We start from the raw sequence: 23,953 nt of genomic DNA, 5'->3' as shown, positions 1-23,953 counted from the left end.
TCGACGGCACCACGGGCGAGGTGTTCGCCGGCTCAGTGCCGGTGGTCGACTCGGCCGTCATGCGTCACTTCGAGGGCGACGAGGCCGCCGCTGGCGACGAGCTCGTCATCGCGGTCGCGCGGCTGATGGAGCACGCCGACAGCCAGCGCCGCCTGCAGGTGCGCGCGAACGCCGACACGCCGCAGGACGCAGCCCGGGCCCGCCGGTTCGGCGCGCAGGGCATCGGTCTGTGCCGCACCGAGCACATGTTCCTCGGCGACCGTCGCGAGCTCGTCGAACACCTCATCCTTGCCACCGACCCGTCGCACCAGCACGAGGCGCTCGACGCCCTGCTTCCGCTGCAACGCGCCGACTTCACCAGCATCCTCGAAGCGATGGACGGTCTGCCTGTGACCATCAGGCTGCTCGACCCGCCGCTTCACGAGTTCCTCCCGGACTACACCGAGCTCGCCGTCCAGGTTGCCCTCGAGGACGAGCGGGGTGAGGACAACCCTCGCCATCATCGGCTGCTCGACGCGGTGCACCGACTGCACGAGGAGAATCCGATGCTTGGGCTCCGTGGCGTCAGGCTCGGCATCGTCATCCCCGGGCTGTTCACGATGCAGGCGCGCGCCATCCTCGAGGCCGCGGCGGCACGTATCGCCGCCGGCGGAGACCCGCAGCCCGAGATCATGATCCCGTTGGTCGCCGCACCGCAGGAGCTCGAGCTGATGAAGGCCGACGTCATCGCCGTCGCCGCCCAGGTGCAGAAGGAGACCGGTACCAAGCTCAGCTTCAAGGTCGGCACCATGATCGAGCTGCCCCGCGCGGTGATGCTCGCCGACCAGATCGCCGCCTCGGCAGAGTTCTTCAGCTTCGGTACCAACGACCTCACCCAGATGACCTGGGGATTCTCGCGAGACGACGTCGAGGCGTCTTTCTTCTCGACCTACCTCGACAAGGGCGTCTTCGCGGTGTCACCGTTCGAGTCGCTCGACCTCGAGGGGGTTGGCGCCCTGGTGGCGCTGGCGGTCAGCAAGGGTCGCGCGGCCCGCCCCGATCTTCACCTGGGGGTGTGCGGCGAGCACGGGGGAGACCCCGACTCGATCCACTTCTTCGACTCGGTCGGCCTCGACTACGTGTCGTGCTCGCCCTACCGCGTACCGGTGGCCAGGCTCGAGGCCGGACGCTCCGCAGTGGTGTCGTCCGACACCGCCTGACGGCCAGACAGATGACGCCCCCGACACGGGGGGGGGTCGGCTACTTCGTCCGCGGCTAGGGCGACTAGGGCACCAGCACAGCACGCCCACGGATCGTCCCGGCATGCAGCCGTTCGTACGCCTTGGGCCCGTCATCGAGGCCGAACTTCTCGACCTCGACATGGATCTGGCCGGTGCGGGCAAGCTCGAGAACCTCGACGAGCTCGTCGCGGGTGCCCCAGTAGGGGTTGCGCACGCGCACGCCGAACGGCGTCGAGAAGAACCCGCTCGGCAACAGCCCACCACCGATGCCGACGATGACGATCGAGCCGTTGACGCGCACCGAGGTGCGCGCGATCTCCAGCGTCGCCTGTGACCCGACGAAGTCGAGCACCACGTCGGCGCCGACACCGTCGGTGAGCTCATGGATGGCCGCGGACGCCTCGGTGTCCGACCGAAGCACGTGGTGTGCGCCGATCTTGGTGGCGAGGTCGAGCTTCTCGTCGCTGATGTCGAGCGCGATGACGGTGGTGGAGCAGATCGCGCGCAGAATCTGTACGGCGACGTGACCGAGTCCGCCGGCACCGATCACGACGGCCGTGCTGCCCGGCTGCAGAAGATCGAGCTCCTGCTTGATCGCGTGGTACGGCGTCAGGCCCGCGTCGGTCAGCGACACGACCTGCACCGGGTCGAGCCCCTTGATCGGCACGAGGTGGCGGGGGTCGTCGACCAGCATGTACTCGGCCATCGCCCCGGGAGCGCCGAGCCCAGGAGGGGTGATGCCCAGCTCTGCGGCACGCAGGCAGTAGTTCTCCTCGCCGCGCGAGCACGGCACACACTGCCCACAGCCCCAGGGTCCGTACACGGCGACGACGTCGCCGACGCGCACACCGGTGGCGCCCTCACCGAGCTCAGCCACGGTGCCCACGCCCTCGTGGCCCAGTGTGAGCGGCAGGCCGTAGACGTAGTCCGTGGCCGACAGGCCCATGATGAAGGCGTCCGAGTGGCAGAGGCCCGCGGCGCTGACCCGGAGAAGCACCTGACCGGCAGCGGGGGTCGGCCTGTCGATGTCGAGAATCTCGGGCGGCTGGCCGATGGCGGTGTACTGAAGTGCCCTCATGATGTGCTCCTTCGCGGTGGACGTCTGTACTTCCGGTGTACCGCGAAGTGCCCCCTTCGTGCCGCGGTCGCGGGTCACAGATGCGGGGACGTAGGTCCCGATGACGGACTCGGGTGGCCGCGCCGTGTGGGCGGGGGCAGAATCGCCAGATGAGATCAGACGTCGACCTGACGAGCCATGGCACCCGCCTCTCTGCGTGGCACTACACCGCGACCGACGACGCGCTCAGTGCCGACACAGGCCGGCCTTGCGTCGTGATGGCACACGGGTTCGGCGCGACGAAGGATGCCGGGCTCGAGCCGTACGCCGAACGGTTCCAGGCCGCCGGCGCTGACGTGCTCGTCTTCGACTACCGCGGTTTCGGGACGTCGGACGGCGACCTGCGCCAGAACGTCGACCACCGCCGCCACCGCGAGGACTACGTCGCCGCCATAGCCCACGCCCGCACGCTCGACGGCGTCGACCCCGACCGCATCGTGTTGTGGGGCAGCTCCTACTCCGGCGGCCACGTTGTCGCCGTCGCCGCGGGTGACCCGCGTATCGCCGGCGTCATCTCCCAGGGCGCGGCCATGGACGGGCTCGCTGCCGTGATGCTGATCTGGTCGTACGCCGGGCCGGTGCAGCTGCTCAAGCTCACCGGCCACGCCCTGCGCGACGTGATCGGCAGCGCGCTCCTGGGCCGACCGCCGCACATGATCCCGATCGTCGGTCCGCCCAAGAGCCTCGCCGCCATCAGCTCGCACGACGGCGAGTCGGGCTACCAGAAGATCATGGGCCCCACCTTCCGCAACGAGATGTGCGCCCGCGGCATCCTGCCGATCCTCATCAACCGCCCCGTCAGCAGCGCAGGCAGGCTGCATATGCCGGTGTTCCTCGTCGTCGCGGCCAAGGACACCATCGCCCCCGTGGGTGCCGTCGAACGGGTTGGCAGGAAGGTCGCCGGGTCGGTGCAGATCGAGCGCTTCGACGTCGGCCACTTCGACATCTATGACGGTGAACCGTTCGACACGTCGGTCGCCGCGCAGGTGGAGTTCATTCGCTCCCTGTCCATCTCGCGTCGGTAGGCTGGCACGGCTGAACGACGGCGAACGCGACAAGGGAAACGATGCTCAACTTCCTCACGGTGATCGTGGCAGCGTTGGCGACCCTCGGCACGGTCGCGCCGGCCCCGGCGCCCGCCCCGGTCGCTGCCGCGTCGATCAACGCTCGTCATTACGCGAATCAGACCCCCTACGGCGACGCTGAGAGCTCGTCCATCAAGTCGCCGCCCGCGGGCTACACCCTCGCATTCCTGGAGACGGTGGGACGTCACGGCGCGCGCACGCTCACGAGCTCGGCGGCCGAGCGTCGTTCACTGAAGGTGTGGGCCGACGCGAAGAACGACGATGCACTCACCTCGACCGGCAGAAGCTTCGCCGCCGACGTCGCCGCCTTTCAGAAGCCCGAGCAGAAGATCGGCTACGGCAACCTCAGTGCCATCGGTACGGCGGAGTGGGAGGGCATCGGCAGACGCACCGCCGACAACTACGGCGGCTTCCTCCAGCGGTCGACGAAGGCGGGTGACCAGGTGGTCTTCAAGACGTCGCCGATCCTGCGCACCGAGCAGAGTGCCAAAGCCATGGAGATGAGTCTCAAGAGCGCCGTCCCCGCTCTGGACGTGGCGCCCTACGTCACGGATGCGGTGAGGCTGCTGATCGGCAACGGCGCTTCGGCGGCCGGCAATGCCGCCGTCGATCGCATCATCGCCAGCCCAGGCGTCATCGGCGCCTCCCGGCACCTGCTCACTCGGTTGTACACGCAGCAGTATGTCGACGGTCTCGACGATCCGGTCATGGCCGCACTCGACGTCTACCTGCTCTACTGCACGGCACCGGGCATGCAGGGCGACACCGACGTCACCTTTGCGCGCTACGTGTCCCTCGCCGACGCCAAGGCGATGGAGTACGTCGTGGACGCCCAGAACTTCTATCATTTCGGCCCGGGTGTGGAGGGGGAGACCAGCTCCTATCAGGCATCGAAGCCGCTGCTCGACGACTTCTTCGCCGAGCTCGACAAGCGGCTGAGCGGCGGGTCGACGGCAGCGGTGTTTCGACTCGCGCACGGAGAGACGACGATGCCGTTCGCAGCGCTGCTGCGGCTCCCCGGCAGCAGTCAGCAGGTGCCGGGGGCAGGGGTGTTCACCTACGACGACAACCCGTGGCGTGGCTACGTCGCCGGTCGGCTCGGCGGCAACATCGAGTGGGCCGCTTACCGCAACGCGTCCAGGGACGTCGTGGTGACGATGCGCTACAACGAGCAGCCGGTGAAGTTCAACAGCTCGTGCACGGCAATGTCGCCGGGATCGTACTTCTATCGGGTGTCCGAGCTCCGCAGCTGCCTGACCTGATGTCGTCTGCCCCGACGAGCCCACCGGCACGAAGGTCGACTTCTGCAACGTGAACCTCGACATGACGCAGAAGCAGCTACTTGCGCAGGCGCACCAGGTCGGCCAGGGCGGAGTCGGACAGCTCGGTGAGGGCGCCCTCGCCGCCGTTGACCACGGCGTCGGCGAGCGATCGCTTCGACCGGATGAGCTCGGCGATCGACTCCTCGATCGTGCCCTCGTTGATGAGCCTGTGCACCTGGACGTTCTTGGTCTGACCGATACGGTGCGCACGGTCGGTGGCCTGATCCTCGACGGCCGGGTTCCACCACCGGTCGTAGTGGATGACGTGGTCGGCCTTGGTCAGGTTGAGGCCGACGCCGGCTGCCTTGAGCGACAGCACGAACACCGGCAGCTCGCCGGCCTGGAACCGGTGCACCATCTTCTCGCGTGCGCGGATCGTGGTGCCGCCGTGCAAGAACTGATGCTTGATGTGCTTCTCCTCGAGGTGCCGGGTGATGTGCCGGCCCATCTGCGCATACTGCGTGAACACCAGCACTGCGCCGTCCTCGGCCACGATCTCCTCGATCAGCTCGTCGAACACGCTGAGCTTGCCCGACCGGCCGGTGAGACGCGAGTCGGTCTCGCGCAGGAACTGCGCTGGGTGGTTGCAGATCTGTTTGAGCTGGGTGAGCAGCTTGACGACAAGCCCGCGGCGACGGATGCCCTCGGCCGACTGGATCTGCGCCATCGTGTCGCGCACGACCGCCTCGTAGAGCCCGACCTGCTCGCGAGTGAGGTTGATCTGGTGGTCGGTCTCGATCTTGGGCGGCAGCTCGGGCGCGATGCCGGGGTCGGACTTGCGGCGACGCAGCACGAACGGCCTGATGAGCGCCGACAGCCCCGCGGCCTTGTCAGAGTCGCGACGTGACTCGATCGGCCGCGACCACGTGCTACGGAACTGCTCGTACGATCCCAGCAGCCCCGGCGTCGTCCAGTCGAGGATGGCCCACAGCTCGGACAGGTTGTTCTCGACCGGGGTTCCTGTGAGCGCGAGGCGCGCCACGGCCGGGATGTCGCGCAGTGCCTGCGCAGTGCGCGCACGCGGGTTCTTGACATTCTGCGCCTCGTCGGCCACGACCAGGCCCCAGCCGGGGGAGTGCTCGGACAGCTCGAGGTGGTCGGCGCGCATCGTGGCGTAGGTCGTGACGACGAAGCCGTCGGTGACACCGTCGAGCCGCCGGCCCGCACCGTGGTAGCGACGGACGTTGACCCCTGGCGCAAACCGGTTGATCTCGCGCTCCCAGTTGCCGAGAACGGATGCCGGGCACACGACGAGTGTGGGTGCGGACGTCGTGGCCGAGCGCTGCAGGTGCAGGGCGATCAGCATGACGGTCTTGCCCAGGCCCATGTCGTCGGCGAGGATGCCGCCGAGCCCGAGGTCGACGAGCTGCGTCATCCAGCGAAGACCCTGCAGCTGGTAGTCGCGCAGGGTGCCCTTGAGCGCAGCGGGCTGCACCGCTGGCGCGATGTCGCGGTCTTGCACCGAAAGCCGGCGACGCACCTCCTCGAGCCAGCCGACGGTGTCGATGTCGGTGCGCTCGCCGTCGATCTCGAGCTCGCCGGTGACCGCCGCCCGCAGCGCGTCCATGGGCGAGATCTGGCGCGACGTGCGCTCGAGCACCTTGTTGATCTTGGCCTTGTCGACGAAGACCCAGCGGTCGCGCATCCGCAGCAGGCCGTTCTGCGAGCTGGCGAGCTGATCGAGCTCGGTGGGCGAGAGGACGTCGTTGCCGAGCGCGACCTGCCAGTCGAAGGCGAAGAGCTGACCCTGCGTGAAGGCGGACTGTCGGTCGGACCCAGGAGACTCCTGGCGACGGACGACGGCCGATGTCGACAGCTCCCGAATGAGCTCAGGCGGCCAGCGCACTTCGACTCGGTTGGCCATCAACGTGGCTGCGAAGGCGCGGTCGCCGAGTCGGGCGAGCTCATCGGGGCTCACCGTCACCGCACCTCGTGAGTGCGCGTCGCGCATGCGCTCGGCCGCCGGCCACCAGTCGTCGAGTCGACGCAGCATCGCCTGGGCGGGCTTCAGCGCGTCCTGCACGATGGGGCGGGTCGAGCCGGAGAACAGGTCTGATGCATCGAAGGCGGCCCCGGCCCCGGCCCTCGGCTGCACCCGGAGGCGCACGACGGCGGCCTCGTTGTCGGTCGGACGTTCGAGGAATGCCACGATCAGCGAGTACGAGAAAGTGATCTCACGCGTGCGCGGAACTGCCTTGGGGGAGAGGTAGGCCTGACGCTGGGGCGTCGAAGCGGCCGGCGGGGCATCGACCGCGAGGGCCCTGAGGAACGCGTTGATCTTGCTCTGGCCCGCTCCGGGGCTGGTGTCGATGGCTCGCGCAGCGTTCTGCAGCTGGTTGAGCTCGGTGTCGTCAGGGGAGCTGAGCCCACCCCGCGCCATGATGCGCAGAGCGAGGATCGCGGGCGTGGCCCACGCACGCACCGAAGCATCCGCGGACATCACCCGGATGCCTTGGCTCAGCGGTCCGATCGACTCGTTGGCAGTGGCTCGATGGTCGCCATCGGGAGCGTGGAAAACGAAGCGTGACTCGCTCGGGTGCTCGCCCGGTTCGAACTCGACCGGATAGCGCAGCAGCAGGCGCAGATCGGGTCGAGTAGGCATCCCATTATTGTCCCTCACGACTCGCAATCATGGTCGTCGAGGTGGCATTCTCACACCCGGGAGTTGCTCAGAGGCGGCAGACTTACCGGTATGCCGCCCGACTCAAAGACCTGCCAGGCGTGCGGGCGACGCATCACGTGGCGCAAGAAGTGGAAGGACGACTGGGATGACGTCCGCTACTGCAGCACAGGTTGCCGCAAGCGCGGGGTCGGGGTCGCGGATCGCGACCTGGAGCAACGAATCCTGGACACGCTCGATGGCCGGGCGCGGTCGGCGAGCATCTGTCCGTCCGACGTGGCACGGCAGAAGTCGCCCGACGACTGGCGCCCGCTGATGGAGCCGGTGCGTCAGGCCGCCCGCCGGCTCGTCGCCCAGGGGCGGGTCGAGATCACCCAGCAGGGTCACGTCGTCGACCCGTCGACCGCGAAGGGCCCCATCCGCATCCGTCTCCCGCGCTGAGCTGACCCGTCCACGCGGCGAGTGTCCGAGGCCGGTGCTTGAGTTCAGGTCATGGCACCCGACGAACCAGGCTGGCAGCTCATCGACGACTTCATCAGCGAAGAGGGGAGCACGCGAACCGCCACCACGACACGACGGTACGAGCGGATGCGGGCACGTCTCACCTACTTCCTGGACACTGCCGACATGGCTGACAGCCTCGGCGCGCAGAACGCGACATTGCTCGAAGCCGAGCGGGAGTTTCACGAACAGGGTGCGTTCTGGCAGGTGTTCGGCCCCGACGAGCTCGTGTGCTGCCTACCCGCGTTCTTGGCCGACCCCTGGATTCCGGGCAGCGTGGTGCAAGCCCGCACCCAGATCAGCCTCACGGGGCGCTTGCTCACCTACCTCAGCCGCAGGCGGTTGCTCGACTTCTCGCTGGTGAGGTGCGCCTTCCTTGAGGCCGAGGCCGCCGTCGTGCAAGCCCGAGCAGACCTCTCAGTTCGCGCGCGAGCCGCAGAGCCTGACGAGTGGGCAGCCGACGTGCCCGCCCGTCTTCGTCAGGAGCCGGGCCCGCAGTGGTGACGTTCCGCGACCGTCGTGGCATCCGCCTGTGCTTCACTCGTTGAAGTCTCGAGTATCTGACCCTTGCCCAGGAAAGACGTGATCATGGCCTCGTACACGATGACCGACCTCGACAACCGGCTCGAGGCGAGCGCGCTCATGCCGGTGCTCTTCGTCGGCCACGGCAACCCGATGAACGCGATCTCGGACAACTCCTTCACGCGGACGTGGGCCGAGGTCGGCGAGGGTCTCCCGGCCGCGCAGGCCATTGTCGTCATCAGCGCCCACTGGCTCACTCCCGGACACACGCACATCACCGACGCCCCGACCAACCCGATCATCTACGACTTCGGTGGCTTTCCCGACGAGCTCTACCGCGTCACGTACGACAGCGTCGGCGACGAAGCCGTGGCCATGGTGCTGGCCAGGCAGCTCACCGACTACGAGGCAGAGCTCGACAAGCAGTGGGGCCTCGATCACGGCACGTGGAGCGTTCTCAAGCACCTGGCACCGCACCCCGATGTCCCGGTTCTGCAGATCAGCATCGACTACGCGATGCCGCTGCCCAAGCTCTACGAGCTCTACTCTCGGCTGCGGTCCATGCGTCGACGCGGGGTCGTGTTCATCGGCAGCGGCAACATCGTTCATGCGCTCGGTCGGGCCAGGTGGGACGGCGGTGGTGCCTTCGACTGGGCTGAGAAGTTCGACGCAGACACGGCCGCCGCGCTCCGCGACCGCGACGTCGCCAAGCTCGTCGACCCCTACGGCACGTGGGCCGAGGCACGCATCGCGGTGCCGACCGACGACCACTACCGGCCCATGGTGGCCGCGGTCAGCTTGCTCGACGACGGCGAGGACATCCGATTCTTCAACAGCGCCATCGACATGGGCTCGATCAGCATGAGGTCGTTCATCTCGGTGTGACCACCCGCCGCGAGCGAGGCGACGACAACCGCCCTCCCCGTCACCCACGTCGAGGTCTGATCTGGTTCTGTGATCGGGGTTGGGCCGTGCCGGGACACTGGATTTGTGAACCGTTCCGCACAGGTGCTCGTCGTGGTGGCGATGGTCGTCGCGGCCTCGGTGGGTCTTCGGCTCGCGGGCGACGAGGCTGCTCCGCCGGTCGGTGTACCGGTAGCCGCCCCGCTCCCGCCGACGGCCGGCAGCTCACCAGACCCAGGCTGGCTGCTTCGGACTGCGCAGCGCACCAACATTCCGGCCCGCGCCCTCGCGGCATATTCCACGGCAGCGCTTCGTCAGGCGGACGACGAGCCCGGATGTCGTATCGCGTGGAACACCCTCGCCGCGATCGGTGCTTCTGAGAGCACCCACGGATCGTTCGGGGGAGCGCGCCTTGACGCCCGAGGAGTCGCCAGACCCCTGATCATCGGCGTAGCCCTCGACGGGACGGCCGGCAACGCCGCCATCAACGACACCGACGGCGGCAGCCTCGACCGCGACACGAGGTGGGACCGTGCGGTTGGCGCGATGCAGTTCATTCCGACCACCTGGGCGAGGTGGGGCGCCGACGGCGACGGTGACGGCCGCAAAGATCCGCACGACCTCGACGACGCGGCGCTCGGCGCCGCCCGCTACCTCTGCCACGCCGGGGGAGACCTCGGCGGGTCGAAGGGGTGGTCACGCGCCGTTCTCACGTACAACCGCAGCGTCCCTTACGCCAGCAAGGTTGCGCGCACCGCAACCACGTACGCCGAAAGGCTCTGACCACAACGGCAATCTCGCCGATCAGACGACCGCGAACTCGCCCATCTCGTTCCAGTCGTCCTGATCGACTCCCTGACTGACGATCTTCGGCGTGGACATCAGCGCCTGTGGCATGGTCTTCATCGCAGCCTTGAAGTGTTCACTACCGACGTGCGCCCCTGCCGCATCATCATCAAAAGCCTCGACCAACACGAACTCGTCGGGGTGGTCGACGCTTCGTGACCACTCGAACCACTTGTTGCCCATCTCGCCGCGGGTGGCCTCGGTGAACGGACGCACCAGCTCGAGCCAGCGGTCAGTCCACTCGGGCTTGGTCCTGAACTTGACGACGATAAAAATCACATCGTCACGCTAGCGCCAACGCAAAACGCCCGCAGGTCGACCGACCTGCGGGCGTCCTCGCCGCTGTTCCGAACCTAGATGTTCAGCCTTGCGCGGCGTCGGGGGACGCACTTTCCTGCTCGGCCATCTGACGACGCACGTCGTCCATGTCCAGCCCCCTGACGGCCGTGATGATCTGCTCCAGGCCGGCAGCGGGAAGCGAACCCGGCTGCGAGAACACCAGAATGCCGTCGCGGAACGCCATCAGCGTGGGGATGGAGCTGATCTGGGCGCCTGCGGCGAGCTCTTGCTGGTCTTCGGTGTCGATCTTGCCGAAGACGACATCGCTGTGCTGCTCGCTCGCCGCCTCGAAGACGGGACCGAACTGTTTGCAGGGTCCACACCACTCTGCCCACCAGTCGACGAGAGTGATGCCCTCGCCGCTGATGACGTCGTCGATGGTGTCCTTGGTCAGGGTGACGGTGCTCATAACTGCCTCTCCGTGGAAAACTCGGTACCTCTTGTTCAACGGGCCGTAGGTGCGGGACATTCCCACCGCGCTGCGACATCAAACTTCCAAAAATTTTTGACCATTGCTCGTCATGGCCCGGTCGGTGGGTTCTCTTGACGCGTATAGGTGGCTTGTTGGCGGTGCGTGCCCTGATGGCCACGATGTCTAGTTCGACCGGAGAGCTTGATGAACGAGGTTCGTTTCATGTCGCACTTTTTGGGGTCTCGGCGTACGGGGAGCGGGTCGTGAAGTACGACAAGCCGGTGTGGCAGATCATGCACGATTGCGCTGGTGCACTGCCCGAGGTGTTCAGGTACGAGCAGGTCCGCGACTGGTTCGACCAGCACTACCCGGACGTCAACGAGGCCACCATCCGCGCCCACCTCATCGGGCTTACCGAAGGTGGGCGCACCAAGCACGTGCAGTTCGCGCAGCGTGCGCCGCTGTTCCGCAGGGTCGCACGCGGTGAGTACCGGTCCATCCCCCTCGCCGAGCGCGGTGAAGATCCCCACGGCGACGTCCGCGCTGGGTCCAGTCTCACGTTGGCGTCCGTCGTCCCGTCGAGCAACCCTGCGACCGACAGTGCTGTGTCCGACAGAGCTGTACACCCGGACGGCGTAACGAAGGCCGGCCATCGCTCGGCAGCAAACCTCGATGCGGCGACCCGGCCCGCCACCGACGCACCGGTACGTGACGCCGACATCCCTGACATCGTGCTGCTGGGCAGCGTGGGCGAGCGCGTCAACGTGCCTGCGCCGGCCAAAGAAGTCTTTCGTGACGTCTCCTTCCAGCTGAGTCGGGTCAACGCCGAGCTGAGCGGGAGCGAGTGGTTCGTCCTGTCCGCCGAGCACGGGCTTCTGGCACCCGACGAATGGGTTTCACCCGACTCCCGCACCCTTGCCGAGATGGACCCGGATTACCGGATCGTCTGGGCGAGCTGGGTCGTGGCACGCCTGCAGTCGCTCACGGGTTCCCTTGAGGGCATGCATGTCCGACTCGATGCCCCCGACGCCTTCATCGACCCGTTGTTCGCTGATCTGCAAAATGTCGGCGCAGTCGTGTCGGCAGGCAGCATTGCCTCGACCGCCCGCACTTTCTCCCGCGGTGCGCCGGCATCCTCTGAGCCCGTTGCGTCGGGCACCACACGCGCCGACGATCTCGTCAAGGAGAAGGTCGCGACACCTCTGTTCCTGACGACCATCGAAGCCGCCGAGGTCGCACCGGTCGTGCCCCTTCACGTCGACAACCCGGCCAGCCTCCACCTCTCCGATCTCCAGCACGCGGTTCCCCTGAGCGAGCTGGCCAGCCTTCCCGACTTGCCTGGTCTCTACGGCTGGTTCGTCGATCCGGTCGGTGCTCGTGATCTCAACAGGTGCTTGCTGCTTCCGGTGCGTTCCGGGCTCATCTTCGTCGGCCAGGTCGGCGGCCCCAGCTGGCAGTCTCTCGCCGACCCCGTGCTGAATCTGCGCGATCACGTCGAGCGCATCCAGCTGCACGGGCGGGCGCGGGCCTCGACCTTCCGCATGACGCTGGCCACTGTGCTGCGCGAGTACCTGCGGATGTCTTCCCTCGAAGATCCGCGCCTGACGTCGTGGATGACCGAGCACCTGTCCATCGCGGTGTGGCCCAGCCTTGAGTCCGGTGAGCTGCGCAACCTCGAGCAGCAGGTCGTCTCCGAGCTCGATCCGCCCCTCAACGTCGACCATCTGCCGGCTAACGAGTACCGCGCACGGCTCAACCAGATGCGTCGAGCACTGGCCTGATCGAACCTCGCCCGCGCATACCGGAGGAATGGTCGTAAAACCCTCCCACCGCAAGCCTTTCAGAGGCAGACTCTAGTCAGCACTGAACGCAATGGGAGGGAGCCCTGGTCGGGCAGTAGACGGCCAGCGGGAGTGTGATGGCCCTTGGCATCGTCCGGACGTGATCCGGGCGGCTGCCAAGGGTCTCTCGCGTCCGACGCAGAACTTGTGCTGGACGGGCATCATCGACTCATGGTCGAACGACGAACCTTCTTGACCGGACTCGCCACGGTCGGTGCGGCGACGTTGCTGGGTTGCGGCGGCAGGGGCGACGATGGCAAGAGCACGCCACGCACGTCCGCCACGCCCCCCGCAGAGACTCCTGATACTCCAAGCGCTGCCGTCCCGACAAGCACCAGTCCACGGGTCGCCGCCACTGTCGCCTCAGGCCTCAATGTCCCGTGGGGCATCGCCTTCCTGGCCAATGGCGATGCGCTGGTCTCCCAGCGCGATGAGGGCACCGTGGTGCGCATCTCGACTGAAGGAAAGGTCACGACCCTCGGCGAGGTCGGCGGAGTCGTCGGTGGCACCCCCGGTGGAGAAGGCGGCCTTCTGGGTATCGCGTTGGCCCCCGGCGACGAGAGCACTCTCTTCGCCTACATCACCGCGGCATCGGACAACCGGGTAGTCCGGATGAGGCTCTCGGACAACGGTCTCGGCAAGCCGGTGGCGATCCTGCCCGGCATCCCCACGAGCCTGCACCATCACGGCGGCCGTCTGCTGTTCGACGCCCAGGGGCGGCTCTACGTGTCCACCGGCGACGCCGAGCAGAGTGAGCTGGCTCAGGACAAAGGGTCGTTCGCCGGGAAGATCATGCGCATCACGCAAGACGGGGCAGCGGCCACCGGCAACCCGTTCGACAACCGCACCTGGTCGTACGGTCACCGCAACATCGAGGGGCTGGCCTTCGACGCGAGGGGCCGGCTGTGGGCAACCGAGTTCGGCGACAAGAAGTCCGACGAGCTCAACCTCATTGCCGCAGGTGGCAACTACGGTTGGCCCAACGTCGAGGGGCGCTCCGGCGCCGCCGGCTACCTCGACCCGAAGGCCGTCTGGCAGACCGACGAGTGCTCGCCGTCGGGCTTGGCCATCACCCGATCGACGGCGTTCGTCGGAGCGCTGCAAGGTGAGTGCGTTTTCGCGGTGCCCCTCAAGGCTGAGCGCGCGGGCACGCCAAAGGCCTACTTCGCCGGCGACGAGGGGCGAATCCGCAGCGTCACGACGGCTCCGGACGGTGCGCTGTGGGTCACGACGAGCAACACCGACGGTCGCCGCGCACCCGGCAAGGATGACGACCGAATTCTTCGGGTCACGCTCTGAGGCTCGCCCTGCAGATTACCGAGGGGTAGAGGTGCCAACGACCGGAAAGAGGCGATATCGTCGAACATGAGGGAAACCTCATGTCATCGTCCGGGGTGACACGTGTTGAGCAAAGGAGCCTGTCATGGACGAGTCGTCCTTCGAGATCGATTCTGCGAGCCTGGCCGAGGCCTACCGCCGCTTTCCCGCGCACCGGCTCTCTGCCCCGAGCGCGCATCCCGACCCCGATGTGACCTACCTGGCCACCGACACGGGCGCGGAGTTCGGCTGTCACGTGTGGGACGAGGGCGGTCACTCGTAGTGGGTCCCTGTCAATCGGCCTGTCTGCTGGTGCCGAAGACCTGAGAGACCCACCATCTGCCGTGCGATTCCTGTGTTGCTCTGATGCCGGTGTGGCGCATCGTCGAGCTGAGGATGTTCGCGGGCAGTGGCGGGTCTCGTGGGCTCAGCCAACCTTCGGTCGGCTCATCTCCTGGTGCCGAACACCTGAGAGACCCACCACCTGCCGTTCGAGTCCTGCGTCGCTCCGACGCCGATGTAGCGCATCTTCGAGCGAAGGATGTTGGTGCGATGGCCCGGCGACGCCATCCATGCCTTGAGGACGCTGTTGCCGGAGGTGAAGCCCACGGCGATGTTCTCGGCAACGCCGGTCAGGTCGCACGCGTCCAAGACCTTGGAGAGGCTCTGGTGCACAAGTCTCTTGTGCCTGGCCATCCATCGGCTCCAGCTCTCGGCGTAGTTGTCGACGCACTGCTTCGTCCTCAGCGTCGCGAGGTTGTGAGCGCTGCGAATGGCGTTGGTTCGCGACACCACTTGGCTCTCATATGTGCTCGATGTCACAGTAGCGGCGGGCGCTGGGCTCGGCGCGAAGGCAACCGCCAGGATCGCCACTGCGACCAGACGAGCCATCAATAGCATTTTCAACGATAATTTATTCATCGTGCATCTCCCTCGACTTTATTTCTCCCTGCGACGACGGTAAAGCACGATGAGGACCTTTGGGGGACTTTAGTCCTAAATAGATCCTAGTAATAATTGACTAGGCTTATATGGTCAATTGTTGCCAAAGTCAAGACTGCAATTCAACCTGAAAATTCCCTAAGTTGGTTCACGGTGCGCACCGCTCGCCTCACGAGGGCGCGCGCGATCACCGGTCGAGCAACCGTTCGGCCACTCACCGAAGTAATCAACAGGGGGAACAGTGAAGCGTGTGACCTCAGGTCTCGTCGGCCTCGCACTCGCAGCATCTCTCGGTCTGGCGTACGCGTCACCGGGCACCGCGGCAACTTCGACATCGCCACCGGTCGGCGGCAACGACCGTGCCGAGAGGGTTCAGGACGATCTCGCCAACCCGTTGGAGGACAAGCGGCGTGCACTCCGCGAGTCGGGCATCACCTCGGTCATCAACGGCGATGCCAAGCCGGTGCAGAAAGACGGCGCCACCGTGGTCAAGGTCGGCAAGGGCTACAGCCCGGCTGACGCAGCCGCACTCGCCAACAAGAAGGCGTCAAAGAAGACGCTCGCATCGATCCGCGGAAAGAAGCAGCAGGACCAGTACGTCGAGCTCAAGCAGGAACGGGCGGACAAGATCTTCGTCATCCTCGCTGAGTTTGGCGATCAGCGTCACCCTGACTTCCCCGACCAGGACTCCGACCCGACGGTGCCCGGACCGGCGACCTTCGACGGCCCCCTTCACAACAAGATCCCCGCTCCTGACCGCACCAAGGACAACTCCACGGTCTGGCAGCCCGACTTTGACCGCGCGCACTTCCAGAACCTCTACTTCGGCAACGACAAGGGCACAGAGTCGGTCAAGACCTACTACGAGACCCAGTCCTCAGGGCGCTACACGGTCGATGGCACGGTGTCCGACTGGGTCAAGGTTCCCTACAACGAGGCGCGCTACGGCCGCGACGAGTCGTACCGCACAGTGTGGAACCTGATTCAGGACTCGCTGACCGCATGGGTCGCTGATCAGAAGGCAGCCGGCCAGTCCGACGCCCAGATCAAGGCCACCATCGCGACGTACGACAAGTACGACCGTTACGACTTCGACGGTGACGGCGACTTCAACGAGCCCGACGGCTACATCGATCACTTCCAGATCGTGCACGCCGGTGGCGACCAGGCAGACGGCGACCCGCAACAGGGTGAGGATGCCATCTGGTCGCACCGCTGGTACGCCTTCGGCACCGACGCTGGAATCACGGGTCCGGAGCAGAACAGGCTCGGTGGAACCCAAATCGGCAGCACCGGAGTCTGGGTCGGCGACTACACCGCGCAGCCCGAGAACGGTGGCCTGTCGGTCTTCGTCCACGAGTACGGCCACGACCTCGGTCTGCCGGACGCGTACGACACCTCCGGTGGTGGGGACAACTCCAACGAGTACTGGACCCTGATGGCGCAGAGCAGGCTCAACGCCAAGGGTGAGTCGCTCGGTACACGTCCCGGCGACTTCGGCGCGTGGGAGAAGCTCCAGCTCGGCTGGCTCGACTACGAGACAGTGGAGACGAAGCAGAAGAAGACGCTCGAGCTCGGCCCGCAGGAGTACAACACCAAGAAGGCACAGGGCGCGGTCGTGGTGCTTCCGAAGAAGGAAGTCTCCATCGACAACGGTGCACCTGCGTCGGGGACCAAGCAGTTCTTCTCCGGTTCGGGTGACGACCTCGCCAACTCGATGTCGACCGACGTCGACCTCACCGGCAAGACCGGCGGAGTGCTCGACGCCAAGGTTCGCTTCGACACCGAGGCCGGTTTCGACTACGCCTACGTCCAGGCGTCCACCGACGACGGGGCGACCTGGAAGTCGTTGGACGGCACGATCAACGGCACGCCGATTCCCGATGATGCCTCCGGTTCGCCGGCCATCGACGGGGTGCAGGCCACCTGGGCAGACCTCAACGTTCCGCTCGGCGCCTACGACGGGCAGAAGGTCAAGCTGCGCTTCTACTACAAGACCGATGGCGGTGTCGCCGGTGCTGGGCTGTTCGTCGACGACCTCACGGTGAAGGCCGGTAGTGAGACGTTGCTGACCGATGGTGCCGAGGAGGGCGGTCCCGCCTGGACCTTCGACGGCTTCTCGACCGTCGGTGCGGTCTCGACCGAGCTCTATGACAACTACTACGTCATGGGCCACCGGTCGTACGTCAGCTATGACAAGTACCTGCTGACAGGGCCCTACAACTTCGGTTTCGGGAACACGAAGCCGGACTTCGTCGAGCACTACAAGTACGGTCATGGCCTGCTGATCTCCTACTGGGACACCTCGGTGCTGGACAACAACACGTCCGTGCACCCGGGATCGGGTCGCAACCTGCCGATCGACGCCAACCCGTCGCCGTTCATCAACATCGCGACGGGTGCACCGTGGCGCGCGCGGGTCCAGGTCTACGACGCGCCGTTCTCGCTGCACAAGGCCGATTCGATGACGTTGCACACGGCAGGCACGCCGAGCTACATCCGCGGGCAGGCGGCCAAGCCGTTGTTCGACGACACCAAGAAGTACTGGTTCGCCGAGCTGCCCAACCATGGCGTCAAGCTGCCGAAGACCGGCCTCAAGGTGCGGGTCACGAAAGAGGAAGGCACCTCGCTGCAGGTCAAGTTCAACTGATCTGACACCAAGGACGGGGGGCGCGCATCAGGGGTGCGCGCCCCCCTTTGGCGCCCCCGCTCGCTCCACTGCTGGGGCGGGGTGGCGGACGGGTTGTGAGTGTCAGCGAGCGCGGGACGCTTCGTCGATGGCGCCGGATGCTCCACCGAACTCATCCGCGATCTCTCCCTCGACGTCGTCGAGCTTCTCGACCGTGTGACCGTCCTCGGTGAGTCCGGCGTCGGCGTTGGTGAGCATCCGGTGTCCGGTGGCGAGCACCGCGACGGCGAGCAGCACCGTGACGGCTGCAAGGGCGAACGGCACGTGCACCGTGAAGTGCTCGACCAGCTTGCCGGCGGCGAAGGGCGCAAGACCCCCGCCGAGGAAGCGGACGAATCCGTAGGCGGCGGAGGCCACCGGACGCTCGATGGGGGAGACGATCATGACGGCCTGGGTCATCAGCGTGTTGTTGATGCCGATGAAGATGCCGGCCGAGATGACACATCCGATCATCAGCGTCTGGTTGGTGGGGCTGACAGCCATGACGCCGAGGTCGATCGCGAAGAGTGTCAGTGAGCCGTAGAGCGACCGCGCGGTACCGAAACGTCGCTGGAGCCACGGAGCGCCGATGACCGAGAAGAACGCGACCAAGATGCCCCAGCAGAAGAAGACCCAGCCCAGCGCGGTGATCGACAGTCCCATCGGGAAGGGCGCGTAGCCGAGCATCGTGAAGAAGCCCCAGTTGTAGAGCAGCGCGGTGATGCTCATCGTCAGCAGGCCGCGATGCGTGAGCGCGCGCAATGGTGCGCTCAGTGCCGTGCGTTGTTCGGGCTTCGGCGTGGCGGGCAGCAGGAAGAACGTGCCCACCAGGGCGATGGCCACCAGGACCGACACCCCGTAGAAGGGCCCGCGCCAGCTGATGTTGCCCAGGACGCTGCCGACGAGCGGTCCGGCGGCGATGCCGAGTCCGAGTGCCGCCTCGTAGAGGATGATCGCGCCGGCGAACCCGCCGCGCGCACTCGACACGATGGCCGCGAGAGAGGTGGCGATGAACAGGGCGTTGCCGAGGCCCCAGCCCGCGCGGAAGGCGACGATGCCGGAGATCGAGTCGGCCGAGCCGGCGAGCGCCGCGAAGATCACGATGATGACGAGGCCGGTGAGGAGCGTCCGTTTGGCGCCGAGGCGGCTCGACACCCAGTTGGTCACGAGCATCGCGACTGCGGTGACGACTAGATAGCTCGTGAAGAGCAGGGTCACCTGGCTCTCGGTGGCATCGAGCTGGGTCTTGAGGGCCGGCAGGATCGGGTCGACGAGTCCGATGCCCATGAAGGAGATGACGCAGGCGAAGGCCACCGCGTAGACGGCCCTGGGTTGGTTGAACAGGCTTGCGCCGCCCGAGGTGTGGGTGTCGGAAGGCTGGGTGTCAGAGGACATGAGACTCCGTGAGATTGACGATGGCGGTGGCGGCCGCGGCAAGTGCCGCACGGTCGCCGGGGGACAGGTGAGCGATGCGGGCGGTGATGGCGTCGTCATGTCGGCGGCGTCGCTCGGTGAGCACCTCGGTGCCGGTGGGGGTGATCTGGATCAGGGCGGCGCGTCCGTCGTCGGGATCGATGCGGCGGGTGACGAGGCCGGAGGCCTCGAGTCGCTGCACCAGGCCGGTCATCGCCGGCTGGGACACCGATTCGCGATCGGCCAGGGTGGTGATGCGTTGCGGGCCGAACCGGTCGAGCAGCGAGAGCGTCGCGGCCGATGTGCGGCTGAGCGACCCCTGCGGGCTGTCGCGCACGATCGACAACGCGAAGTCACGCAACACTTGTGCCAAATCAAGATTCTGCGGTTGCGACATGCAACTAAATATATCAGGTGCTTATGCAATTCGCCTTGCCCGGTCGGTCACAACTCGTAGTCGACCACCAATGGCGCGTGGTCGGACCAGCGCTCGGCCCAGCTGGGCGCCCGGTCGACGACGGCCGACGAGGCGGTGGCAGCGAGCTCGGGTGTGGCGATCTGGTAGTCGATGCGCCAGCCCGTGTCGGTGTCGAACGCCTGCCCGCGCATTGACCACCAGGTGTAGGGACCGTCGACATCGCCTGCGACCAGGCGGTGCACGTCGACCCATCCGAGCTCGCCGAAGAAGCGGTCGAAGTAGGCGCGCTCCTCGGGCAGGAACCCGGCTTTGGCACGATTGCCTTTCCAGTTCTTGATGTCGCGCTCGGTGTGTCCGACGTTGAGGTCTCCGGTGACGATGCCGTGGTTTCCGGACGCACGGATCTCGGCGAGGCGCACCGTCATGCGGTCGAGGAAACGGTACTTGTCGTCCTGCCGAGGGGTGCCGACCTCACCGGAGTGGACGTAGGCAGACACGGCGGTGAGCGTCGAGCCGTCGGCGAGCGGGATGTCGGACTCGATCCAGCGACCGGAGTCGTCGAAGTAGACATCGCCGTTGCCCACTCGTGAGTCGACCGGCTCGGCTCGGCTCAGCACGGCCACGCCGGCCCGACCCTTGGCCGCAGCTTCCGTGTGCACGACGTGATAACCCGAGTCGGCGATGATGCCGCGCATGATGACGTCGGGTGCCCGGACCTCCTGCAGCGTGACGATGTCAGCATCGCGCGAGGCGAGCCACTCACCGAGACCCAAGGTTTGTCCGCGGGTCTTGTTGAAGGCGGCGCGGATGCCGTTGACGTTGACGGTGGCGATTCGAAGCACCCGCCCACACTAACGATGGGGACAGACAGGTCAGCAGGGACGGCGCTGGGGTGACGAGTCCAGTAGTGGCGTCGACCGTCGTCACTCCTCGTACACGGCCGGGTCGCCTCCGATGCGATGTCCGTTGTCCAACGTCGCGATGGCAGCGAGATCGTCGTCGTCGAGCGTGAACGCAAAGCTGTTGAGGTTGCTGCGAAAGCGTTCGGGCGTTGCCGACTTGGGGATGGGTGCAGCGCCGATCTGGGTGTGCCACCGCAGGACGACCTGGCCCGGCGTGACTCCGTGCTTGTCAGCGATCTGCAGCAGGACGGGCTCCTCGAGCAGGCCTGTGCCACGACCCAGTGGCGTCCAGCTCTGGGTGATGATCGCATGCTTCTCGTGTGCCGATCGCTGCGCCGTCTGGGTCAGGTACGGGTGCAGCTCGACCTGGTTGACCGCGGGGGCGACGCCGGTCTCGGCGATGATGCGGTCGAGGTGCTCGGGCAGGAAGTTGGAGACGCCGATGGACCGGGTGAGACCCTGGTCGCGCAGCTTTATCAGCGCCTGCCACGTCTCGACGTACTTGTCGATGCGGGGGAGCGGCCAGTGGATGAGGTAAAGGTCGACGTGGTCGACTCCGAGCCGCTCGAGGGAGCCCTCGAGCGACTGCTGCGGTGCATCGGTGCCGTGATCGGTGCCGGGCAGCTTGGTCGTGATGAACACGTCGTCGCGCGGGATGGATGACTGTGCGACGCCCCGGCCGACCTCCGCTTCGTTGCCGTAGCTCTTGGCGGTGTCGAGCAGGCGGTAGCCCGAGGCGATGGCCTCGGTGAAGAGATCGGGATCCTTGATCGAGTAGGAACCGAATCCGAGGGCAGGCATCAGGTGCCCGTCGTTGAGCGTGAGAACAGGAGCAGTCGTCATGGGAAAAACCTACGCCCCGCACCACCCGCGAGACGTGGCGCAGGCATGGTGTGGAATGACTGTTCGTTCGGGTTGGATGGCATTACATTCGACTCACACATTCATCACTGGGAGAAAATTGCCATGGCTGCTGACTTCAAGTCCTTGGGCAAGCTCGACCAGGGTGCGCTGGCCGCCGGTGGCGTCGCCATCATCTTGTCGTTCATCAGCAAGTACGTCGTCGAGTCCTACGACGGGCCGGGACCCAGCACCATCGGAAGCTCCCTTGGTGGGTTCAACGCCTGGACCAGCTACGCGAAGCTCGGCATGCTGTTGCTGGTGGCGTCGACCGCCATCGTGGGGGTCAAGGCATTCGCCAAGGACTCGCTCCCAGCCGGTGTGCCGTGGAACCTGGTGGCTGCCGGCACCGCTGCACTCGGCACCGTGCTGCTGATCCTGCGCGCACTGTTTCCCGCCGGGTCGGACCTGCCGGGTCTCGACGTCGGACCGGGCTGGTCCGGCTACCTCCTCTGGATCGCGGGCATCGCGCTCACGGTCTTCACCATCCTCTCCTTCACGGAGTCGGGCGAGAAGATCCCGGAGCTGAGCAGGAAGAAAAATCCGCCTGACGCGTAGGGCGCCATGCACGTGAGGTGAAGGGCTCAGCTCCGGCTGGGCCCTTGTCGCGTCCGGGACAGAAGATGGTCAGGACGTGAACGGCGGCCGGGCGTCGAGCCGGACCGACTGACGTCCGGCCCAGCGCCACAGACGAGCCGTGAGGTCACGGTCCTCGTCGGTGACGAAGTTGCCCATCACCCGGAGCGCGAACGTCATCATGCGGTGTGACCGCATGCCAACGGGTCCCGCGGCGGGCAGCAGGCCCGGCACGGTGATCATGCCGGCAAGTCGTCTGGCGATCGAGAACGCCTCGCCGTAGTGGCTGGTGAGCAGGGCTGGCCAGGCATCGGCGAGGTCGGTCTGGTGGCGCATCAGCTCGGCGGCCTCGCGGCCGGTCTCGAGGCCGTAGTCGATGCCCTCACCGTTGAGGGGGTTGACGCAGCCGGCGGCGTCGCCCACCAGCACCCAGTTGCGCCCGGCGACACCCGACACGGCGCCGCCCATCGGCAGCAGGGCACTGGTGGGCAGACGCAGCTCGCCGCTCAGGTCCCACTCCTCACGGCGCAGACTCGCGTAATATTCCATCAGCGGGCGGATCTGCAGCTCGGCCGGACGTTTGGCAGTGGCGAGTGCACCCACGCCGAGATTGACCTCGCCGTCGCTGAGCGGGAAGATCCAGCCGTAGCCGGGCAACAGCTCGTCATCCTCGCCGCGGAGCTCGAGGTGCGAAGAGATCCAGGGGTCGTCGCTGCGCCCGGACTTGATGTAGGAGCGACCGGCCACCCCGTAGGCGGTCTCGCGGTGCCACGCTCGGCCGAGCACACGGCCGAGCGGAGAACGCACACCGTCGGCGACGATGAGCCGGTTGCAGGTGATGGTGTGCGGGGTGCGGGCCTTGCCGATCGTGAACGTCACGGCGGTGACCCGTCCCGCGGAGTCACGCTCGGCGTCGACCGCGCGAGCACCCTCGAGAGGGAGGGCCCCGGCCTCGATGGCGATGCGGAAGATGCGGTCGTCAAGCTCAGTGCGAGGAACCGCCGAGCCGTAGTCGGGCAGCGATCCGCCGGGCCACGGGAGCAACAGCTCCTGACCGAATCCGGCAGCGCGGAGGCCGCGGTTGGTGCCGTGCGACAGCACCCATTCCCCAAGACCAAGACGGTCGAGCTCGGCGATCGCGCGGGGTGTGAGGCCGTCGCCGCAGGTCTTGTCGCGGGGGAACGTCGCAGCGTCGGCGAGCACCGTGTCCATGCCGAACCGGGACGCCCACGCAGCCGCGGCGGAGCCTGCGGGCCCCGCGCCGACGACGAGGACGTCGGTGTGGATGGGCAGGTCGGCAGTCATACCTAGATTCTCCCAGAGAGATGGGAAAGTGTAAGGATGAGGCCATGAGTTCGCCGGCCACCTCCGCTCAGCCCGACCGCCGAATCCGGTACGCCTCTCGCGGATCGTCGTACTTCGACATCATCCTCGCGCTCTTCTGTGTCGTGCTCGTGGTGTCGAACATCGCCGCCACCAAAGGCATCGAGTTCGGGTCGTGGCACTTCTCGCTGGGGTCGGTGCAGATCTCGCCGGTCATCACCGACGGGGGCGCGTTCCTGTTTCCGCTGGCCTACATCCTCGGCGACGTCATCTCGGAGGTCTATGGCTTCAGGGCCGCACGCCGGGCGATCTTCACCGGTTTCGCCATGGCAATCCTGGCGGCGCTGACCTTCCTCGTGGTCGACCACGCGCCGGCCGCGTCGTTCTACCCCAACCAGGACGCCTACTCCGCGGTGCTCGGTTTCGTGCCGCAGATCGTCCTCGCGAGCGTGCTCGGCTACGTGACCGGCCAGTTCCTCAACTCCTACGTTTTGGTGCGGATGAAGGCCCGAAGTGCCGAGCCGCGTCTGTGGGCACGCCTTGCGAGCTCGACGGGCGTCGGCGAAGCGGCAGACACCCTGATCTTCTGTGCCATCGCGTCGTCAGCCATCGGCATCACGACGATGGGCGGGTTCTGGAACTACTTCGTGGTCGGCTTCGTCTACAAGTGCGGCGTCGAGCTGCTCGTCATGCCCCTCACCGTCGTCGTCATCCGCCTGCTGAAGAACCGCGAGCCGTCCTACTGGGAGTAGAACCGGGCCAGGAC

At 66.5% G+C, this 23,953-nt stretch carries 23 protein-coding genes; 13 read left to right on the top strand and 10 right to left on the bottom strand.

All coding sequences use genetic code 11. The features are described from left to right. The coding region (locus H7290_RS03905; RefSeq protein WP_366927596.1) for a putative PEP-binding protein at window positions 1–1,199 on the top strand (1,199 nt) is incomplete at its 5' end. Window positions 1,200–1,263: 64 nt separating this feature from the next. Here H7290_RS03905 and H7290_RS03900 read toward each other — a convergent pair. Then, window positions 1,264–2,298, bottom strand: coding sequence for an NAD(P)-dependent alcohol dehydrogenase (locus tag H7290_RS03900; RefSeq protein ID WP_290512708.1), 1,035 nt, complete (start codon window positions 2,296–2,298; stop codon window positions 1,264–1,266). A gap of 149 nt (window positions 2,299–2,447) precedes the next feature. Between H7290_RS03900 and H7290_RS03895 the strand changes: the two genes are divergently transcribed. Together H7290_RS03895 and H7290_RS03890 are read left to right on the top strand one after the other, a co-directional pair. Then, on the top strand, window positions 2,448–3,362 hold the full coding sequence (locus H7290_RS03895) for an alpha/beta fold hydrolase (RefSeq protein ID WP_290512707.1): 915 nt from the start codon (window positions 2,448–2,450) through the stop codon (window positions 3,360–3,362). A gap of 41 nt (window positions 3,363–3,403) precedes the next feature. Further along, the gene (locus H7290_RS03890) at window positions 3,404–4,684 is read left to right on the top strand and encodes a histidine-type phosphatase (protein ID WP_290512706.1); all 1,281 of its coding nucleotides are present in this window, start codon (window positions 3,404–3,406) and stop codon (window positions 4,682–4,684) included. A 76-nt stretch (window positions 4,685–4,760) separates the two neighbouring features. Here H7290_RS03890 and H7290_RS03885 read toward each other — a convergent pair whose 3' ends face one another. Further along, window positions 4,761–7,346 (bottom strand): DEAD/DEAH box helicase, encoded by a 2,586-nt coding sequence (locus tag H7290_RS03885; RefSeq protein WP_290512705.1) that lies wholly within the window; start codon window positions 7,344–7,346, stop codon window positions 4,761–4,763. A 90-nt stretch (window positions 7,347–7,436) separates the two neighbouring features. Here H7290_RS03885 and H7290_RS03880 point away from each other — a divergent pair, with 90 nt between their 5' ends. The 4 genes from H7290_RS03880 (at window position 7,437) to H7290_RS03865 (ending at window position 10,073) form a co-directional block, all read left to right on the top strand. After that, complete coding sequence (locus H7290_RS03880) at window positions 7,437–7,805, top strand: DUF2256 and DUF3253 domain-containing protein (RefSeq protein ID WP_290512704.1); 369 nt, start codon at window positions 7,437–7,439, stop codon at window positions 7,803–7,805. 51 nt (window positions 7,806–7,856) lie between these two features. Further along, window positions 7,857–8,369 (top strand): hypothetical protein, encoded by a 513-nt coding sequence (locus tag H7290_RS03875; RefSeq protein WP_290512703.1) that lies wholly within the window; start codon window positions 7,857–7,859, stop codon window positions 8,367–8,369. Window positions 8,370–8,453: 84 nt separating this feature from the next. Further along, window positions 8,454–9,272 carry a class III extradiol ring-cleavage dioxygenase gene (locus H7290_RS03870; protein ID WP_290512702.1) on the top strand — a complete coding sequence of 273 codons (819 nt, stop codon included), beginning with the start codon at window positions 8,454–8,456 and terminating at the stop codon, window positions 9,270–9,272. Between the two features lie 105 nt (window positions 9,273–9,377). Further along, window positions 9,378–10,073, top strand: coding sequence for a lytic murein transglycosylase (locus H7290_RS03865; protein WP_290512701.1), 696 nt, complete (start codon window positions 9,378–9,380; stop codon window positions 10,071–10,073). A 21-nt stretch (window positions 10,074–10,094) separates the two neighbouring features. On the opposite strand, the gene H7290_RS03860 is transcribed toward H7290_RS03865, so the two are convergent. Both H7290_RS03860 and H7290_RS03855 read right to left on the bottom strand, forming a co-directional pair. Beyond that, a complete protein-coding gene (locus tag H7290_RS03860) occupies window positions 10,095–10,415 on the bottom strand; it encodes a putative quinol monooxygenase (protein WP_290512700.1) in 321 nt (106 codons plus the stop codon). 82 nt (window positions 10,416–10,497) lie between these two features. After that, on the bottom strand, window positions 10,498–10,884 hold the full coding sequence (locus tag H7290_RS03855; RefSeq protein ID WP_290512699.1) for a thioredoxin domain-containing protein: 387 nt from the start codon (window positions 10,882–10,884) through the stop codon (window positions 10,498–10,500). 266 nt (window positions 10,885–11,150) lie between these two features. Here H7290_RS03855 and H7290_RS03850 point away from each other — a divergent pair, with 266 nt between their 5' ends. The 3 genes from H7290_RS03850 (at window position 11,151) to H7290_RS03840 (ending at window position 14,328) form a co-directional block, all read left to right on the top strand. Then, window positions 11,151–12,668, top strand: a complete 1,518-nt coding sequence (locus H7290_RS03850; RefSeq protein ID WP_290512698.1) for a DUF6884 domain-containing protein — start codon at window positions 11,151–11,153, stop codon at window positions 12,666–12,668. Window positions 12,669–12,899: 231 nt separating this feature from the next. Beyond that, complete coding sequence (locus H7290_RS03845) at window positions 12,900–14,027, top strand: PQQ-dependent sugar dehydrogenase (RefSeq protein ID WP_290512697.1); 1,128 nt, start codon at window positions 12,900–12,902, stop codon at window positions 14,025–14,027. A gap of 124 nt (window positions 14,028–14,151) precedes the next feature. Then, window positions 14,152–14,328, top strand: a complete 177-nt coding sequence (locus H7290_RS03840) for a hypothetical protein (protein ID WP_290512696.1) — start codon at window positions 14,152–14,154, stop codon at window positions 14,326–14,328. Between the two features lie 164 nt (window positions 14,329–14,492). Here H7290_RS03840 and H7290_RS03835 read toward each other — a convergent pair whose 3' ends face one another. Beyond that, window positions 14,493–14,936 carry a CAP domain-containing protein gene (locus H7290_RS03835; protein WP_290512695.1) on the bottom strand — a complete coding sequence of 148 codons (444 nt, stop codon included), beginning with the start codon at window positions 14,934–14,936 and terminating at the stop codon, window positions 14,493–14,495. A 301-nt stretch (window positions 14,937–15,237) separates the two neighbouring features. Between H7290_RS03835 and H7290_RS03830 the strand changes: the two genes are divergently transcribed. After that, entirely contained in the window at window positions 15,238–17,637 is a 2,400-nt protein-coding gene (locus H7290_RS03830; RefSeq protein WP_290512694.1) for an immune inhibitor A domain-containing protein, read from the top strand. A gap of 102 nt (window positions 17,638–17,739) precedes the next feature. On the opposite strand, the gene H7290_RS03825 is transcribed toward H7290_RS03830, so the two are convergent. From H7290_RS03825 to H7290_RS03810, 4 genes are all read right to left on the bottom strand, one after another. Continuing rightward, a complete protein-coding gene (locus H7290_RS03825) occupies window positions 17,740–19,050 on the bottom strand; it encodes an MFS transporter (RefSeq protein WP_290512693.1) in 1,311 nt (436 codons plus the stop codon). Next, complete coding sequence (locus H7290_RS03820; protein ID WP_290512692.1) at window positions 19,040–19,465, bottom strand: MarR family transcriptional regulator; 426 nt, start codon at window positions 19,463–19,465, stop codon at window positions 19,040–19,042. Before H7290_RS03820 ends, H7290_RS03825 begins: the two co-directional genes overlap by 11 nt. A 47-nt stretch (window positions 19,466–19,512) precedes the next feature. After that, on the bottom strand, window positions 19,513–20,328 hold the full coding sequence (locus H7290_RS03815) for an exodeoxyribonuclease III (RefSeq protein ID WP_290512691.1): 816 nt from the start codon (window positions 20,326–20,328) through the stop codon (window positions 19,513–19,515). An 81-nt stretch (window positions 20,329–20,409) separates the two neighbouring features. Continuing rightward, window positions 20,410–21,231, bottom strand: a complete 822-nt coding sequence (locus H7290_RS03810) for an aldo/keto reductase (protein WP_290512690.1) — start codon at window positions 21,229–21,231, stop codon at window positions 20,410–20,412. Between the two features lie 123 nt (window positions 21,232–21,354). Here H7290_RS03810 and H7290_RS03805 point away from each other — a divergent pair, with 123 nt between their 5' ends. Further along, window positions 21,355–21,846 carry a hypothetical protein gene (locus tag H7290_RS03805; RefSeq protein ID WP_290512689.1) on the top strand — a complete coding sequence of 164 codons (492 nt, stop codon included), beginning with the start codon at window positions 21,355–21,357 and terminating at the stop codon, window positions 21,844–21,846. A gap of 69 nt (window positions 21,847–21,915) precedes the next feature. On the opposite strand, the gene H7290_RS03800 is transcribed toward H7290_RS03805, so the two are convergent. Continuing rightward, window positions 21,916–23,169 (bottom strand): geranylgeranyl reductase family protein, encoded by a 1,254-nt coding sequence (locus H7290_RS03800; RefSeq protein ID WP_290512688.1) that lies wholly within the window; start codon window positions 23,167–23,169, stop codon window positions 21,916–21,918. A 44-nt stretch (window positions 23,170–23,213) separates the two neighbouring features. Between H7290_RS03800 and H7290_RS03795 the strand changes: the two genes are divergently transcribed. Then, entirely contained in the window at window positions 23,214–23,939 is a 726-nt protein-coding gene (locus tag H7290_RS03795; protein WP_290512687.1) for a queuosine precursor transporter, read from the top strand. Window positions 23,940–23,953 lie beyond the last annotated feature (14 nt).

The organism is Aeromicrobium sp., from assembly GCF_014378035.1.
Classification (GTDB): domain Bacteria; phylum Actinomycetota; class Actinomycetes; order Propionibacteriales; family Nocardioidaceae; genus Aeromicrobium.
The sequence above is the reverse complement of the archived record's forward strand: the minus strand, read 5'-3'. Positions and strand labels throughout refer to the sequence as shown.

Excerpts from the sequence above, each read along its gene's own strand:
- H7290_RS03800 (WP_290512688.1), bottom strand. The coding sequence starts at position 23,169 with ATGACTGCCGACCTGCCCATCCACACCGACGTCCTCGTCGTCGGCGCG.
- H7290_RS03880 (WP_290512704.1), top strand. The coding sequence starts at position 7,437 with ATGCCGCCCGACTCAAAGACCTGCCAGGCGTGCGGGCGACGCATCACG.
- H7290_RS03825 (WP_290512693.1), bottom strand. The coding sequence starts at position 19,050 with ATGTCCTCTGACACCCAGCCTTCCGACACCCACACCTCGGGCGGCGCA.
- H7290_RS03890 (WP_290512706.1), top strand. The coding sequence starts at position 3,404 with ATGCTCAACTTCCTCACGGTGATCGTGGCAGCGTTGGCGACCCTCGGC.
- H7290_RS03855 (WP_290512699.1), bottom strand. The coding sequence starts at position 10,884 with ATGAGCACCGTCACCCTGACCAAGGACACCATCGACGACGTCATCAGC.
- H7290_RS03895 (WP_290512707.1), top strand. The coding sequence starts at position 2,448 with ATGAGATCAGACGTCGACCTGACGAGCCATGGCACCCGCCTCTCTGCG.
- H7290_RS03870 (WP_290512702.1), top strand. The coding sequence starts at position 8,454 with ATGGCCTCGTACACGATGACCGACCTCGACAACCGGCTCGAGGCGAGC.
- H7290_RS03900 (WP_290512708.1), bottom strand. The coding sequence starts at position 2,298 with ATGAGGGCACTTCAGTACACCGCCATCGGCCAGCCGCCCGAGATTCTC.
- H7290_RS03875 (WP_290512703.1), top strand. The coding sequence starts at position 7,857 with ATGGCACCCGACGAACCAGGCTGGCAGCTCATCGACGACTTCATCAGC.
- H7290_RS03805 (WP_290512689.1), top strand. The coding sequence starts at position 21,355 with ATGGCTGCTGACTTCAAGTCCTTGGGCAAGCTCGACCAGGGTGCGCTG.
- H7290_RS03820 (WP_290512692.1), bottom strand. The coding sequence starts at position 19,465 with ATGTCGCAACCGCAGAATCTTGATTTGGCACAAGTGTTGCGTGACTTC.
- H7290_RS03845 (WP_290512697.1), top strand. The coding sequence starts at position 12,900 with ATGGTCGAACGACGAACCTTCTTGACCGGACTCGCCACGGTCGGTGCG.
- H7290_RS03795 (WP_290512687.1), top strand. The coding sequence starts at position 23,214 with ATGAGTTCGCCGGCCACCTCCGCTCAGCCCGACCGCCGAATCCGGTAC.
- H7290_RS03885 (WP_290512705.1), bottom strand. The coding sequence starts at position 7,346 with ATGCCTACTCGACCCGATCTGCGCCTGCTGCTGCGCTATCCGGTCGAG.
- H7290_RS03840 (WP_290512696.1), top strand. The coding sequence starts at position 14,152 with ATGGACGAGTCGTCCTTCGAGATCGATTCTGCGAGCCTGGCCGAGGCC.
- H7290_RS03835 (WP_290512695.1), bottom strand. The coding sequence starts at position 14,936 with ATGGCTCGTCTGGTCGCAGTGGCGATCCTGGCGGTTGCCTTCGCGCCG.
- H7290_RS03810 (WP_290512690.1), bottom strand. The coding sequence starts at position 21,231 with ATGACGACTGCTCCTGTTCTCACGCTCAACGACGGGCACCTGATGCCT.